Below are 14,407 nucleotides of genomic sequence, written 5' to 3' on the forward strand. Positions count from 1 at the left end.
AGGATTCCCCATGTCGTCCAGGTTGTTCGCCTCTCCCCTGCTGGTCGCCGCCTCGCTGGTGGCCACGTTCGCCACCGCCCCGGTCCTCGCTGCCGACTACGTGCAGGCGCCCGGCTCGTCGCTGGTGTTTGCCAGCAAGTACGACGGCGAAGTGTTTACCGGCAAGTTCCCCGGTTTCGACACCACGCTGAGTTTCGACCCGGCCAATCTTGCCGGCGCCAAGCTCGATGTGCGCATCCCGCTGGCCAGTGCCATCAGCGGCAACAACGACCGTGACTCGACCCTGCAGGGGCCGGACTTCTTCAATGTCGCCAAGTTCGCCACCGCGCGCTACCGCGCCGACAAGTTCCGTGCACTCGGCGGCAACCAGTACGCGGCCGACGGCACGCTGGAACTGCGCGGCGTCAGCAAGCCGGTCACGCTGACCTTCACCTGGACACCCGGCACGCAGCCGGTGCTGGCCGGCAAGGCGCTGGTCAAGCGCCTGGACTTCGGCGTCGGCGGCGGCGACTGGGCCGATACCAAGACCATTCCCAACGAAACCGCGATCAGCACCAAGGTCGTGTTCAAGGCGAAGTAACGCCACCGGCCGCAACCGGACGCGGCCATTGAACGGCGGACTACCTCGTCGGGTCCGCCGTTTTTTTGTGCCTGACGGCCGGATGACACCGCGCGACAGCTAGACTCGGCATCCATCCCAGGGACGCCGCTGATGCGCACGCATGGAACCTTGACCCGCTGGAATACCAATCGCGGCTTCGGCTTCATCACGCCGGCGCAGCCGGGGGATGATTTGTTCGTGCACATTTCAGCGTTTCCCCGCGGCTTCGAAACGCCACGCATCGGCGAGCTGATTTCCTTTGAGATCGAACCGGGCAAGGATGGGCGACGGCAGGCCGTGCGCGTGATGCGCGCTGGCCAGCATGCAGCCGGACGTGTTGCGCGCCGGCAGCATGCGGCAGCGCGATCACCATCGCCCCATCACTCGCTCGGGTTGGGCAAGATCATGCTGTTGCTTGTGGCAGGTGCTGGCGGCTATGCGTATCTCAGTCGGGACGCGCTGATGCCAGTCCCCGCCCCCACTGAAACTGCGTCAGCAGCACCGGTACCGGCACCGGCAACCAGGACGCAGCGAGGCCGCGCAACGCTCCAGAGCTCACCCGCACGAACGGCAGCTGCAGCAGCAGGCACAACGTCGGCCACACCCGCACCCACGCCGCACTACAGCTGCGGCGGCCGCAAACACTGCTCGCAGATGACCTCCTGCGACGATGCCACCTGGGTGCTGCGCAACTGCCCCGACACAACGATGGACGGCGACCACGATGGCGTGCCCTGCGAGCAGCAGTGGTGCCATTGAATCAATACGGCTGACACCTTGAACGGGCGGCCGACACGATTCGTTTGTTAGCCCCATCATGTTGGATGCAGTCAAAAGCCGAGGTTAAACGCTGAGTCGGTCGAAGGCGCGGTGCCCTCACCAGACAGATGCCGGTTGTGTTGTTGAAAACCATACACACCGACCAGCTCGACGGGTCCTTGTCCGCCCACCGTCACGGCAACTTACGCGGCATGGATGCCGCGTAAGCGCCTACACGGACGTACTCGCGGCGCGTCCCGCGAGGGTGAGCGGGCAAGCGCCCGGCAGCCAAGCAGCAGGTCGGCCGCCTTGCAGCGAAGGCCCAGATCATCCGCTCCGCACCAGACGGGCACGACGTCGTTTTCAGCCACTCCAGATCCAAAATCTGGCGCGTACCGGAGGCGAACACGCCGCTTCATCGCGTGCCGGCATTCAACCACTCGCGCAACCGCCGGCTGTCGAATGGCCAATCCAGCTCGCGCCCGTGCGCATCGCCCACCACCGGCACGCGCTCCCCGTAAGCGGCCTCAAGCGCCGCATCGCCGTCGATGAAGACACTTCCGAACTCGCCTGCGCGTGCCTGCGCCAGCACTTCCACGGCCTGGTCGCACAGGTGGCAATCGTCGCGCTGGTACAGGATCAAGGCCATCGGGAGCTCCCATGCTGCGCTGCAGCCGTGCCGCAAGCGCCGAGCGACTAGAATAGCCGCCTTTACGCTCACCTCTCCGGCAAGCATGGCTGTCAGCACGTTCGACCTGTTCAAGATCGGCATCGGTCCGAGTTCCTCCCACACCGTGGGGCCGATGCGCGCGGCCGAGCGCTTCGTGCATCGCTGGCTGCTGGATGCCGGCCGCCTGCAGGACGTGGTGCGCATCCGCGCCGAAGTCTTCGGCTCGCTGGCCCTGACCGGCCGCGGCCATGGCACCGACAAGGCCGTGCTGCTCGGCCTGGAAGGCCACCGCCCCAACCTGATCGACCCGGACATCATCCCGGCCACGCTGGAGCGCATCCGCACCAGCAAGCGCATCAGCCTGATGGGCCAGCACGTCATCGCCTTCGACGAAAAACGCGACCTGCCGATGAACAAGCGGCAGAAGCTGCCCTACCACACCAACGGCATGCGCTTCACCGCCTACGATGCCGATGAAGCGGTGATCGCCACGCGCGATTACTACTCGGTCGGCGGCGGCTTCGTGGTCAACCAGGACGATGCCGCCGACGACCGCATCGTGGCCGACGAAACGCCGCTGCCCTACCCCTTCCTCAGCGGCGACGAACTGCTCGCGCAGTGCGCACGCAGCGGCCTGAGCATCGCCGCGCTGATGTTCGAAAACGAAAAGAGCTGGCGCAGTGAGGACGAGATTCGCGCTGGTCTGCGCGAGCTGTGGGCGGCAATGCAATCCTGTGTGGAGCGCGGTATCCGCCAGGAAGGCACGCTGCCGGGCGGCCTGAACGTCTCGCGGCGCGCACCGGCGTTGTATCGCGAACTGTCGTCCAAACCGGAAGCGGCGATGCGCGATCCGCTGACCACACTGGACTGGGTCAATCTCTACGCACTGGCCGTCAACGAGGAAAACGCGGCCGGTGGCCGCGTGGTCACCGCGCCCACCAACGGCGCGGCCGGCATCATCCCGGCGGTGCTGCATTACTTCGACCGCTTCTGCCCCGGCGCATCCGAGCAGCGCATCTTCGACTTCCTGCTCACCGCTGCGGCCATCGGCATCCTCTACAAGGAAAATGCCTCCATTTCCGGCGCCGAGGTCGGCTGCCAGGGCGAAGTGGGCGTAGCCTGTTCGATGGCCGCCGGTGGCCTGGTCGCCGCGCTGGGCGGCAACCCGGGGCAGATCGAAAACGCCGCCGAAATCGGCATGGAGCACAACCTGGGCCTGACCTGCGACCCGATCGGCGGCCTGGTGCAGATCCCCTGCATCGAACGCAATGCAATGGGCGCGGTCAAGGCGATCAACGCCAGCCGCATGGCCATGCGCGGTGACGGCAAGCACAAGGTGTCGCTGGACAAGGTCATCAAGACCATGCGCGACACCGGCCGCGATATGCAGGACAAGTACAAGGAAACCAGCCGCGGCGGCCTGGCGGTCAACGTTATCGAATGCTGAGCCGGGCGCGGCCCCGGGCAGCGCCATGTATTGCAGTCACTCTCCAGGCATCGCGAAACTGGGCAATGCGTCCAACGGCAGCGGCCGCCGATGCAGTCGCATGCCAGTGCTGTACGTCCCCACCACATGCCGCCATGTACCGTCTGACGCTGGATTCCGACGGAGATCGCGATGCGACAGCTTGCCTGCACTCTCGCCCTGGCCCTGGCCTGCGGCCCTCTGATGGCACAGGAAGCCAGCTACGGCCCGCGCCTGGAAGGCTTCGACTACCCCTATCCGGTCAAGACCTTTGCGTTTACCTCGCAACGGCAGCCGCTGGAAATGGCGTACCTGGATGTCGCGCCCACCGGCAAACCCAACGGGCACACCGCCGTGCTGCTGCATGGCAAGAACTTCTGCGCCGCCACCTGGGAACAGACCATTGCCGCGTTGAGCACCGCCGGCTACCGCGTCATTGCGCCTGACCAGGTGGGCTTCTGCAAATCCAGCAAGCCGGCCGCCTATCAGTTTTCCTTCGCGCAACTGGCCGACAACACCCAGGCGCTGCTGAAGAAGCTGGGTATCGAACGTGCGGTGGTGGTCGGCCATTCGATGGGCGGCATGCTCGCCATCCGTTACGCGCTGATGTATCCGCAGGCCACCGAGCACCTGGCCTTGGTCGACCCGATCGGCCTGGAAGACTGGAAGGCCGAAGGCATTCCGTGGCGCAGCGTCGATGCCTGGTACGACAACGAACTGAAGATCAGCTTCGAGCGCATCAAGAAGTATCAGATGGAGGTCTACTATGCCGGCCAGTGGAAGCCCGAGTTCGAACGCTGGGCGCGTATGCAGGCCGGCATGTCGCTGGGCAACGGCCGGCAGGCGGTTGCCTGGAACCAGGCGCTGACCTACGACATGGTGTTCAACCAGCCGGTGGTGTACGAACTGCCCAAACTGAGCGTGCCGACCACGCTGTTTATTGGCCTCAAGGACCGCACCGCGATCGGCAAGGACACCGCACCGCCCGAGGTCAAGGCACGTGTCGGCGATTACACCAAGCTGGGCAAGCGTGCGGCCGAGGCGATTCCGAACGCGAAGCTCGTCGAGTTCGCCGATCTCGGACATTCGCCGCAGGTGCAGGACCCGACACGGTTCAATGCCGCATTACTGAAGGCGATTGCGCCGTAAGCAATGCCAGCGGCGGTGCGATTGGCATGACCAACGCATCCTCGGAAGCTGCAGCTTGCGCAAGGGCGAGCTGCAGCTGAGCCGTTTGCAAGGTGCAGAGCAGTCGGCAGGCCATCAACACGCGTGGCGATCCAATCGACAGCGCGCGCCCCACAGCCGCGCTCAAAGAGCGCCGGCGCCTCTCCATGTCCTTAACCGGCTACCCAGCCACAATCCGCAATACATCATCCAGCAACGCCGCCGCCGTGACCTCGGCACCCGCGCCCGGCCCCTGGATCAGCAATGGCTGCTGGCGATAGCGATCGCTGCTGATGGCGACACGGTTATCGGTGCCGGCGCCGCCGGCCAGCGGGTGATCCAGCGCCAACTCGCGCAAGCCGACGCTGGCACCATGTGCGTCCACACGGCCGACGAAGCGCAGGCAACGCCCCGCGGCACGTGCCTGCTGCCAGCGCGCGCCGACCACCGTATCCAGCGCGCCCAGTTGTGCATCCAAGGCATCGAGCGGCAACCGCGCAATGCTTGCGGGCACCAGCGATTCCACATGCACCTGTTCGGCTTCCAGCTGCCAGCCCGCCGCGCGCGCCAGGATCAGCAACTTGCGCCGCACGTCCTCGCCCGACAGATCGATGCGCGGATCCGGCTCGGTATAGCCGGCCGCCATCGCCTCACGCACGCAATCGGAAAATGCGCCGGTACCGTCGTAGCGATGAAACAGCCATGCCAGCGATCCGGACAACACCCCTTCGATCGAGTGGATATGGTCGCCACCCGCCACCAGTGCGCGCACGCTGCTCAGCACCGGCAGCCCCGCCCCCACGGTGGCGCTATCGCCGTAGTGCGCACCGCTGGCGTGACGCGCCGCGTGCAAGGCCTGTGCGCGCGACAACGCAGTGCCCTGGCCCAATTTGTTGGCAGTGACCACGTGTACGCCACGCAGCAGCCATTCCGCATGCCAGTCGGCAACGACCTCGCTGGCGGTCGCATCCACCAGCACATCGCCGGCACGCAAGGCGGTGGTTTCCGCCCAGGGTTGCAGCACGGCCTGCCCACGCGGCGCGGCATTGGCCTGTTGCAAGGCCTGTGCGGCGCTGGTGCCGCAATCGTGGGCAATACGCGAGTTGGCCAACCAGTCAAAGCGCGGCAACTGCAGCTGGCGCTCCTGCAGCGCAGTGTAGCGCGCCACGAACGCGCGCCCCACCGTCCCGGTTCCCAGCAAGGCCAGCCGTGGTGTCGGCGTCACCGCTGCCGCCGAAGCGCGGCGCGAAACAGGCAGCACAGTGCTCACGCGTCGACCTGTTTGCGGCTTGCGCTGGTCAGCGTCGCTTCGGCACGCGCCAGGCCGGCGCGCAGGTCGATCAACAGGTCTTCTGCAGACTCGATGCCGATCGACAGCCGCAGCAGGCCATCGGAAATCCCGGCGGCAGCGCGGGCTTCGGCGGTCATCGCCGCATGCGTCATCGAGGCCGGATGCGCGATCAGGCTTTCCACACCGCCCAGCGACTCGGCCAGGGTGAAATAACGCAGGCCATCGACAAACGCGCGCACTGCGGCTTCGCCACCGTCGAGCTCGAAACTCATCATCGCGCCGAAGCCCTTCTGCTGACGCGCGGCCAGTGCATGACCCGGATGTGCAGTCAGCCCGGGGAAATACACCTGGTTGACCACCGCATGCCCGTCCAGCAGCTCGGCGATGGCGTCGGCGTTTTCCTGATGCACGCGCAGGCGCGCATCCAGCGTGCGCAGACCGCGCAAGGTGAGGAAGGCATCGAACGGCGAACCGGTCAGGCCCAGCGCATTGGCCCACCACACCAGCTGCTGATGCAGTTCGGCATCGCGCGCGACCACCGCACCGCCCACCACATCGCTGTGGCCGTTGATGTACTTGGTGGTGGAGTGCAGCACCAGGTCCGCCCCGAACTCCAGCGGCTTCTGCAGCGCCGGCGACAGGAAGGTGTTGTCCACCACGGTCAACGCGCCAGCCTTCTTCGCCGCCTCGATGACGAAGCGCAGATCGGTGATGCGCAACAGCGGGTTGGACGGGGTTTCGATCAGCACCAGCTTGGGCGACTGCGCCAAAGCATCGGCCAGCGAACGCGGGTCGGTAAGGTCGGCGGTGATCAACGCGAAGTGGCCCTTCTTGGCCAGCGCGTTAAACAGGCGCCAGCTGCCGCCGTAGGCATCGTGCGGCACCACCAGGGTGTCGCCCGGCTGCAGCAACGCATTGAGCACCAGGTTGATCGCGCCCATGCCGGTGGAGGTGATCACCCCGCCCGCACCGCCTTCCAGCTCGGCCAGCGCTTCGCCGAGCAGATCGCGGGTCGGGTTGCCGCTGCGCGTGTAGTCGTACTGGCGCTTGTTGCCGAAACCATCGAAGGAGAAGTTGGACGACAGCACGATCGGCGGCGTCACCGCACCATAGGCAGTGTCGCGATCGATACCGGCGCGGACGGCGGCGGTGGCGGCGGTACAGGGGGCGTCGGCGGGGTCACGAAAGCTCATGCGGTTTCTCCGGTGATGCGAAGGGCAGTGGCGAGGATCGCGTCGATGCGATCGATTTCTTTCAGGAAGGCGTCGTGGCCATACGGCGAGCGCAGCACGCGCAGACTGCCGCGCGGCCCCAACCCTTCGACCAGGCTGACCAGGTCGGCCAGCGGCACCAGGCGGTCGCCCTCCACCGCAACGACGACGGTGGGCACGCGTACCTGCGCCGGGTCGATGCGGTGCAGGTCGATGGATTCGGACAGCCGCAAGTAGGCGGTCACCGGCGTGCGCGCGACGTACTGCGCGCCGGCGGCATCCAGATAGTCTTCGGCGGCCACGCGCACGCGGCCGTTGATCACTTCCGGCGGCGCGTCGAAGCGCTCGCTGAATTCTTCCGGGGTGCGGTAGCTGAGCATGGCGAACTGCCGTGCCAGCGCCAGCCCATGGTTTTCGGCACATTGCAGCTGACCCAGCGCCACCGCGCGGCGCTGCAACGCACGCCAGGCGGCGGCATAGGGATGGGCGCGATGCGCGCCACTGACCGCAACCAGGGTACCGACACGAGCGGCATGGCGGGTCGCGAACTGCAAACCGACCAGCGCGCCGTACGAGTAGCCGACAAAGCCATGCAAACGCGCGATACCCAGCGCATCCAGCAAGGCGGCGATCGCATCGGCCTGGTCGGCGGTATCGATCGGCGCATCCAGCGTGCCGTCGGCACCGAGAAAGTCGAACGCCAGCAGGCGGCGCGATGCCGGATCCAGCGCGCGGCCGGCACCCACCAGGCCATCCACCCAACCCTTCTCGGGGAACAGGTCGCTGGCGGCCAGATGGCGATGCGCGGAAATCCCGCCGGCCACGAACACCACCGGCGCATTGGCGGCGCCGATCAGTTCATAGCGCAGCCGCAGCTCGCGCATGCCGGCATGGCGCATCGGCAAGGCAATGACAAGCTCGCCGCGTACGGCAATCAAGCCGTCATCGGTGGTGGCGGGTGTCTCGGCGTAATCGGTCGGTGATGGCGATGCTGTATTCACGAGGCTCATGGCGATATCCGGGGTGGATCGGCCATCGAGCTTCGCGGGAGCTCGCGTTCGACGTGCGCAAGGCACGATTCGAACCATCTTTCGGCGGACGCGGAGGTCCCCGCAGGATTTGGCACCAAACGCGGGCGCTTGCGCGCTCCGCTGGCTGCCCCGGCATCAAAGGGCCTGTCCCTCCGCCGGTCTCGATGGTGAAGCCAAGATGCCACCACTTTTTTGCGGTGTCAATCTCTTCATGCGGATGGAAAGATATATTTTCATCCGATACCACTGCGGCCTGTGATGGACCGCATACTTGAGGTCCCTCCGTTCGAGCCGATCGCGTGCCCCACCACGTGCCTCGCAGCACCCTGCCCGCCCTCGCCTGGCCTTTCTTGCTCGCGGTTCTGGCGTGTGCCGCACCCGCCAACGCGCAGCAACGCTGGCATTGGCCCGGTGCCGCAAACACGGCTGCGAGCTCGCCATCAGTCGCAGCGGCACAGACGGCGCCCGCATCGCCCGGCACCGGCCCCTCATTGCAACTGGAATGGCAGGCGCCGGCCTACCTGGCCTGGGTCAGCAACCCGCTGGCCGGGCCCGCACAGGTTCAACTGAGCGCACCGCCCAGCGAGGATTACCGCGCCGTGCCGCAGTTGCCGTTGACGGTGCAACTGGCTGCGCACGAGCGACGCCTGCTCGCCCGGCTGTATCCGGTCAGTAACCAGCGCAGCCTGGGTGGGCTTGGACTCAAGCTCGACCTGGTGCCCGGCGATCCGCAGGCCCGCCCGCAGCAGCAAGTGCGCTACCAGCTCCCGTTCCGCGATGCGCCGGTCCAAGTGGACCAGGGCTTTGGCGGGGCCTTCAGCCATACCGATGCGCCCAACTGGTACGCGGTGGACTTCGCGCTGCCGCAGGGCACGCCGGTGCTGGCGGCGCGCGCGGGCACGGTCATGGAGGTGCGGCGCGATGTGAGCGAAGGCGGCCCGCATGACCAGGCCGCCGGCGCCGGCAACCTGGTGCGGGTGCTGCACGCCGACGGCAGCATGGCCATCTATGCCCACCTGGCGCCCGATGGCGTGGCGGTACGCCCGGGCCAGGTGGTGCGCACCGGCGAGCGCCTGGGCACCTCGGGCAGTACCGGCTTCAGCACGGCCCCGCACCTGCATTTTTCGCTCCAGCGCAACGCGGGCATGCGCCTGATCTCGTTGCCATTCCGGATGCTGGGCCCGCAGGGCGAGTTGCAGTTCCCCTCGCCGGCACCGTAAGTGGCGGCACCCAGGAGCGCCAACCTGCGGCCCGGAGAGCCCCTGACCGGCGCTACAGAGGCCGGCTGCGGCGAAGCCGCTATAATCTCCGGCTTCCTCAGTTTCCGCAGGCGTCCGACCGGGCGCGCTCAGCCCATGTCCGACGTCTCCAACGAAGCCGCGCGCCGCCGCACCTTCGCCATCATTTCCCACCCCGATGCGGGCAAGACCACGCTGACCGAAAAGCTGCTGCTGTTCGGCGGTGCGATCCAGATGGCCGGCTCGGTGAAGGGCCGCAAGGCCGCCCGTCACGCCACCTCGGACTGGATGGCGCTGGAAAAGGAACGCGGCATCTCGGTCACCTCCTCGGTGATGCAGTTCCCGTACGAGGGCAAGATCGTCAACCTGCTCGACACCCCCGGCCACGCCGACTTCGGCGAGGACACCTATCGGGTGCTGACTGCGGTGGACTCGGCGCTGATGGTCATCGACGTCGCCAAGGGCGTGGAAGAACGCACCATCAAGCTGATGGAGGTCTGCCGCCTGCGCGACACCCCCATCATGACCTTCATCAACAAGCTCGATCGCGAGGGCAAGAACCCGATCGATCTGCTGGATGAAGTCGAGACCGTGCTCGGCATCCAGTGCGCGCCGGTGACCTGGCCGATCGGCATGGGCCAGCGCCTGAAGGGCGTGGTGCACCTGATCACCGGCGAGGTGCACCTGTACGAACAGGGCCGCAACTTCACCCGCCAGGATTCGACCATCTTCCCGTCGCTGGATGCGCCCGGCCTTGCCGAAAAGATCGGCACGCAGATGCTGGCCGAGCTGCGCGACGAGCTGGAACTGGTGCAGGGTGCCAGCAATCCATTCGATCTGGACGCCTATCGCGCCGGCCAGCAGACCCCGGTGTTCTTCGGCTCGGGCGTCAACAACTTCGGCGTGCAACCGCTGCTGGACTTCTTCGTCGAACATGCACCGCCGCCGCAGGCGCGCGACACCACCGGCCGCCGGGTCGAGGCGACCGAAGCCAAGCTCAGCGGCTTCGTCTTCAAGATCCAGGCCAACATGGACCCGCAGCATCGCGACCGCGTGGCCTTCATGCGCGTGTGCTCGGGCAAGTTCACCGCCGGCATGAAGGCCCTGCATGTGCGCAGCGGCAAGGACGTCAAGCTGGCCAACGCGCTGACCTTCATGGCCTCCGACCGCGAAATCGCCGCCGAAGCCTGGCCGGGCGACGTGATCGGTATCCACAACCACGGCACCATCTCCATCGGCGACACCTTCACCGAAGGCGAATCGCTGTCGTTCACCGGCATTCCCAACTTTGCACCGGAGCTTTTCCGTCGGGCACGCCTGCGCGACCCGCTCAAGCTCAAGCAGCTGCAAAAGGGCCTGGCGCAGCTGTCCGAGGAAGGCGCCACGCAGTTCTTCCGGCCGTTGATGAGCAACGATCTGATCCTCGGCGCGGTAGGCGTGCTGCAGTTCGACGTGGTGGCCTACCGACTCAAGGACGAATACGGCGTGGATGCGATCTTCGAGCCGGTCAGCGTCACCACCGCACGCTGGGTACATTGCGACAACGCCAGGAAGCTGGAGGAGTTCCGCGAGAAAAACGCTGGCAACCTGGGCATCGACGCGGCCGGCCAGCTGGTGTATCTCGCACCGACGCGTGTGAATCTGCAGCTGGCGCAGGAACGTGCGCCGGACGTGCGCTTCTCTGCCACGCGCGAACACGCGCATGCCAAGGCGATCGATTGACCGCGGCTTGAACCGGCGCCTGCGACCGCACTTGCCGGCGATGCGAATTGCTCGCAATTGCGGTACCTTTTTGGCATGAACGCAGACGCCTCCCCCTCGACCGACCTGCGCGACGAGATAGCCAGCGCCGTGACCCACGGCCTGGGTGCCATTGCCGCACTGGCCGGTGGCTCGGTGCTGATCACGCTGGCCGCCGTCTATGGCGACGGCTGGCAACTGGCCACCTCGATCGTGTTCAGCGCCACCCTGGTGTTGCTATACGTCGCCTCCACGCTGTTTCATGCCATCCCGCACCCGGGCGCCAAGGCGCGCCTGCAGGTGCTCGATCACTGCGCGATCTATCTGTTGATCGCCGGTACCTACACCCCGTTTACGCTGATCAATCTGCGCGACTCCTGGGGCTGGGGATTGTTCGCCGCGATCTGGACGATCGCCGCCGCCGGAGTGGTCTTCAAGCTGTTTTTCACCGGTCGTTTCCGCCTGCTGTCGACGGTGCTGTATCTGGCGATGGGCTGGCTGATCGTGGTGGCGATCCAGCCCTTGCTGCGCTCGGTCGATACCTGGTCTCTGTGCTGGCTACTGGCCGGCGGACTCTTCTATACCCTTGGCACGTATTTCTACCAACGCGACACCCAGCGCTATTTCCACGCGATCTGGCATCTGTTCGTACTGGCCGGCAGTGCCTGTCACTTCGTTGCGGTGATTGCGCAGGTGATGTGAGACGCGATCTGCGGCACGTTCGCGCGCCGTGCACGAGGCATCGCCAACCATGGCCCGCGTGAACAACGTGACCGACACCTCAGCTGCACCATCGCCCCCCAGCCCACGTCGTCGACGCTGGCTGGTCGGGCTTGCCATCGTCTCCGCCGCCGTGGTGATCTTCGTGCTGCTGTTCCAGTGGAACTGGCTGCGCGGTCCGGTCGAGCGCGTGGTCAGCGCCAAGACCGGTCGCCAGTTCCATCTCGGCTATCTGGACGTGAAGCTGGGCCGCACGACCACCGTGCGCGGCAATCGGCTGAGCCTGGCGAACGCAGCATGGTCCAAGCGCGGGCCGATGGCCGAGCTCAACTCGGCCGAGATCGATGTCGAGTTGTGGCCACTGCTGCGCGGCAAAGTGCGTCTACCGGAAATCCGCCTGGATCACCCAACCCTCTTGCTGGAAGCCGGCGACGACACCCATCCCGGCAACTGGGTATTCGATCAGGACAGTGGCGATGGCACCATGCCGCGCCTTGGCCGCCTGCTGGTGAACAACGGGCGCCTGCAATACATCGATGCAGCCAATCGCTCTAACGTGGATGTGGCAATCAACAGCCTCGCACCACCGAGCAGCGACCAACGTGCAGCGCCGATCGGCATCGACGGCAAGGGCCGCTGGAAGGGCTATCCCTTTACGCTCAAGGGCAATACTGCCTCGCCGCTGGAACTGAGCCAGAGCGAGCACCCATTCCGCATCGATCTGCGCGGCAGCGCCGGCGCCACCCGCACCCACGTGCGCGGCACCTTGACCAACCCGTTCCAGTTCCAGGTCTTCGATCTGCAAATGGCGCTCAGCGGCCAGGACATGCAGGACCTGTATCCGCTGACCGGCGTGGCCATGCCGTCGACGCCGCCATACAAGCTAGACGGTCATTTGCGCCGCAACGGCCAGCTCTGGCGCTACGAAAAGTTCACCGGTACCGCCGGCGACAGCGATCTGTCGGGCACTGCAGAAGTGGACCTGCGCAACAAGCGTCCGTTCCTGCGTGCCGATCTAGCGTCCAAACGCCTGGACTTCGACGACCTGGCGGGCTTCGTCGGCGCGCCACCGAAGACCGGCGCGAACGAGTCGGCAAATGCAGAACAGAAAAAACAGGCGGCACAGCTCGCAGCCAGTGCACGCGTGCTCCCCAGCACCCCGTACGACTTGTCGAAGCTACGCGCGATGGATGCGCAGGTACGCTGGCGCGCGCAGCGCATCAATGCGCCATCGTGGCCGCTGGACGACATGGATGCCTCGCTGACATTGAAGGACGGCTTGCTGCAGCTGGACCCGCTGAACTTCGGCGTTGCCGGTGGCGATATCCGCTCCATCATCCGCATGGATGCGCGCAGCGAGGTGATCACCACGCACCTCAAGGCAGGTCTTCGCGGCATCCGGCTGGATCAACTCTTCCCCGATACCGCCCTCGCCAAGCAGGCCTCGGGTGCCATCGGTGGCGAATTCGATTTGCGTGGACGCGGCAACTCGATCGGCGCGATGCTCGGTACCGCCGACGGCACGATCGGCGTGGGCATGGGCCGCGGCCATGTCGGCAATCTGATCATGGAGCTGGCCGGGCTGGATATCGCCGAGTCGCTCAAGTATCTGGTCACCAAGGACCGACAGATTCCGGTGCGCTGCATCTTCGGCGACTTCGGCGTGCAGGACGGCCTGATGCAATCGCGTGCGCTGGCCTTCGACAGCACCGACACCATCATCATTGGCGAAGGCAGCATCAGCTTGAAGGACGAGACGCTGGACCTGCTGCTGCGCCCACGCCCGAAAGATCGCAGCATCCTGAGCCTGCGCTCGCCATTGCGGATTGGCGGCAGTTTCAAGGACCCGACCTTCCGTCCGGACTTCAAGGCATTGGGTCTGCGCGGCGCGCTTGCGGTCGGACTGGGCATGATCGCTCCACCCGCCGCCTTGCTCGCAACCTTCGAACCGGGCCCCGGCAAGGACAGCGACTGCGGCGGCAAGTTCGCAAAGTAAGTGCACTACAGCACTTTGGGCCGCCAGCAGACCTGTCCAGCGCTGTAGCGATGTTGGCAAGGTGTCGATCACACGCAAGTGCATTGACGGATGCAGTGACCCCAAAACTGCAGTAATGGCCAGGATCGAAAGGAACTGATCAAACCGCAGTCCTCGAACGACTGCGCGGCCTGCACTGCTTGCACCATGCAGACCGCCCCTCTCGACAGGTCCTTGCCCGCTCACCGTCGCGGGACCTTACGCGGCATGGATGCCGCGTAAGAGCCTACAAGGACGTACTTGCGGCGTGTCCCGCGATGGTGGGCGGGCAATGGCCTTGCAGCAAACTCCCAGCGTCGAAAACACCGCACCAGAGAGTTTGCTGACTGTTTTATCGAGAGCGATGCACCCCGACCATCTCAACTGACCCTTGCGACCAGGCCGCAGATCAAACGCTCCAAAGCTGATCTATCTGCTCGCCACACTTCTCGAGCTATGTCGATCAACAGCGTTCAGGACAAGACGCAGGGAACGTCGCC

General features: G+C 65.8%; 12 protein-coding genes and 1 riboswitch. Of the genes, 8 read left to right on the top strand and 4 right to left on the bottom strand.

All coding sequences use genetic code 11. From position 1 onward, the window contains the following. Positions 1 to 10: 10 nt before the first annotated feature. Together ABQ039_RS13985 and ABQ039_RS13990 are read left to right on the top strand one after the other, a co-directional pair. Positions 11 to 580 (top strand): YceI family protein, encoded by a 570-nt coding sequence (locus ABQ039_RS13985; protein ID WP_184608866.1) that lies wholly within the window; start codon positions 11 to 13, stop codon positions 578 to 580. A gap of 150 nt (positions 581 to 730) precedes the next feature. Next, positions 731 to 1,360, top strand: coding sequence for a cold shock domain-containing protein (locus tag ABQ039_RS13990; protein ID WP_349778020.1), 630 nt, complete (start codon positions 731 to 733; stop codon positions 1,358 to 1,360). Between the two features lie 415 nt (positions 1,361 to 1,775). On the opposite strand, the gene ABQ039_RS13995 is transcribed toward ABQ039_RS13990, so the two are convergent. Next, positions 1,776 to 2,009: a glutaredoxin family protein gene (locus ABQ039_RS13995; protein WP_024939239.1), complete on the bottom strand. Its 234-nt coding sequence runs from the start codon at positions 2,007 to 2,009 to the stop codon at positions 1,776 to 1,778. Positions 2,010 to 2,094: 85 nt separating this feature from the next. On the opposite strand from ABQ039_RS13995, the gene ABQ039_RS14000 reads away from it, so the two are divergent. Continuing rightward, entirely contained in the window at positions 2,095 to 3,477 is a 1,383-nt protein-coding gene (locus tag ABQ039_RS14000) for an L-serine ammonia-lyase (protein WP_024939240.1), read from the top strand. A gap of 171 nt (positions 3,478 to 3,648) precedes the next feature. Beyond that, positions 3,649 to 4,644: an alpha/beta fold hydrolase gene (locus tag ABQ039_RS14005; protein ID WP_046343724.1), complete on the top strand. Its 996-nt coding sequence runs from the start codon at positions 3,649 to 3,651 to the stop codon at positions 4,642 to 4,644. Between the two features lie 199 nt (positions 4,645 to 4,843). Here the strand turns inward: ABQ039_RS14005 and ABQ039_RS14010 are convergent, their stop codons facing one another. From ABQ039_RS14010 to ABQ039_RS14020, 3 genes are read right to left on the bottom strand one after another with little or no spacing between them, the layout of a single operon-like run. Beyond that, positions 4,844 to 5,932, bottom strand: a complete 1,089-nt coding sequence (locus ABQ039_RS14010; protein ID WP_349778019.1) for a homoserine dehydrogenase — start codon at positions 5,930 to 5,932, stop codon at positions 4,844 to 4,846. Next, positions 5,929 to 7,146, bottom strand: coding sequence for an O-succinylhomoserine (thiol)-lyase (locus ABQ039_RS14015; RefSeq protein ID WP_349778018.1), 1,218 nt, complete (start codon positions 7,144 to 7,146; stop codon positions 5,929 to 5,931). Before ABQ039_RS14015 ends, ABQ039_RS14010 begins: the two co-directional genes overlap by 4 nt. Further along, positions 7,143 to 8,174, bottom strand: a complete 1,032-nt coding sequence (locus ABQ039_RS14020) for a homoserine O-succinyltransferase (RefSeq protein ID WP_126966169.1) — start codon at positions 8,172 to 8,174, stop codon at positions 7,143 to 7,145. Before ABQ039_RS14020 ends, ABQ039_RS14015 begins: the two co-directional genes overlap by 4 nt. 71 nt (positions 8,175 to 8,245) lie before the next feature. After that, positions 8,246 to 8,366, bottom strand: a riboswitch (SAM riboswitch). Between the two features lie 128 nt (positions 8,367 to 8,494). Here ABQ039_RS14020 and ABQ039_RS14025 point away from each other — a divergent pair. The 4 genes from ABQ039_RS14025 to ABQ039_RS14040 all read left to right on the top strand — a co-directional run bounded on the left by ABQ039_RS14025 (position 8,495) and on the right by ABQ039_RS14040 (position 13,889). Then, positions 8,495 to 9,415 carry a M23 family metallopeptidase gene (locus ABQ039_RS14025; protein WP_126966170.1) on the top strand — a complete coding sequence of 307 codons (921 nt, stop codon included), beginning with the start codon at positions 8,495 to 8,497 and terminating at the stop codon, positions 9,413 to 9,415. A 135-nt stretch (positions 9,416 to 9,550) separates the two neighbouring features. Then, complete coding sequence (locus ABQ039_RS14030; RefSeq protein ID WP_024939243.1) at positions 9,551 to 11,155, top strand: peptide chain release factor 3; 1,605 nt, start codon at positions 9,551 to 9,553, stop codon at positions 11,153 to 11,155. Positions 11,156 to 11,230: 75 nt separating this feature from the next. Beyond that, a complete protein-coding gene (locus tag ABQ039_RS14035; protein WP_024939244.1) occupies positions 11,231 to 11,875 on the top strand; it encodes a hemolysin III family protein in 645 nt (214 codons plus the stop codon). Positions 11,876 to 11,924: 49 nt separating this feature from the next. Continuing rightward, positions 11,925 to 13,889, top strand: coding sequence for an AsmA family protein (locus tag ABQ039_RS14040; RefSeq protein WP_126966171.1), 1,965 nt, complete (start codon positions 11,925 to 11,927; stop codon positions 13,887 to 13,889). The last annotated feature ends 518 nt before the right edge of the window (positions 13,890 to 14,407 follow it).

This window comes from Xanthomonas sp. WHRI 6108, from assembly GCF_040202385.2.
In the GTDB taxonomy this organism is placed as follows: Bacteria; Pseudomonadota; Gammaproteobacteria; order Xanthomonadales; family Xanthomonadaceae; genus Xanthomonas; species Xanthomonas arboricola.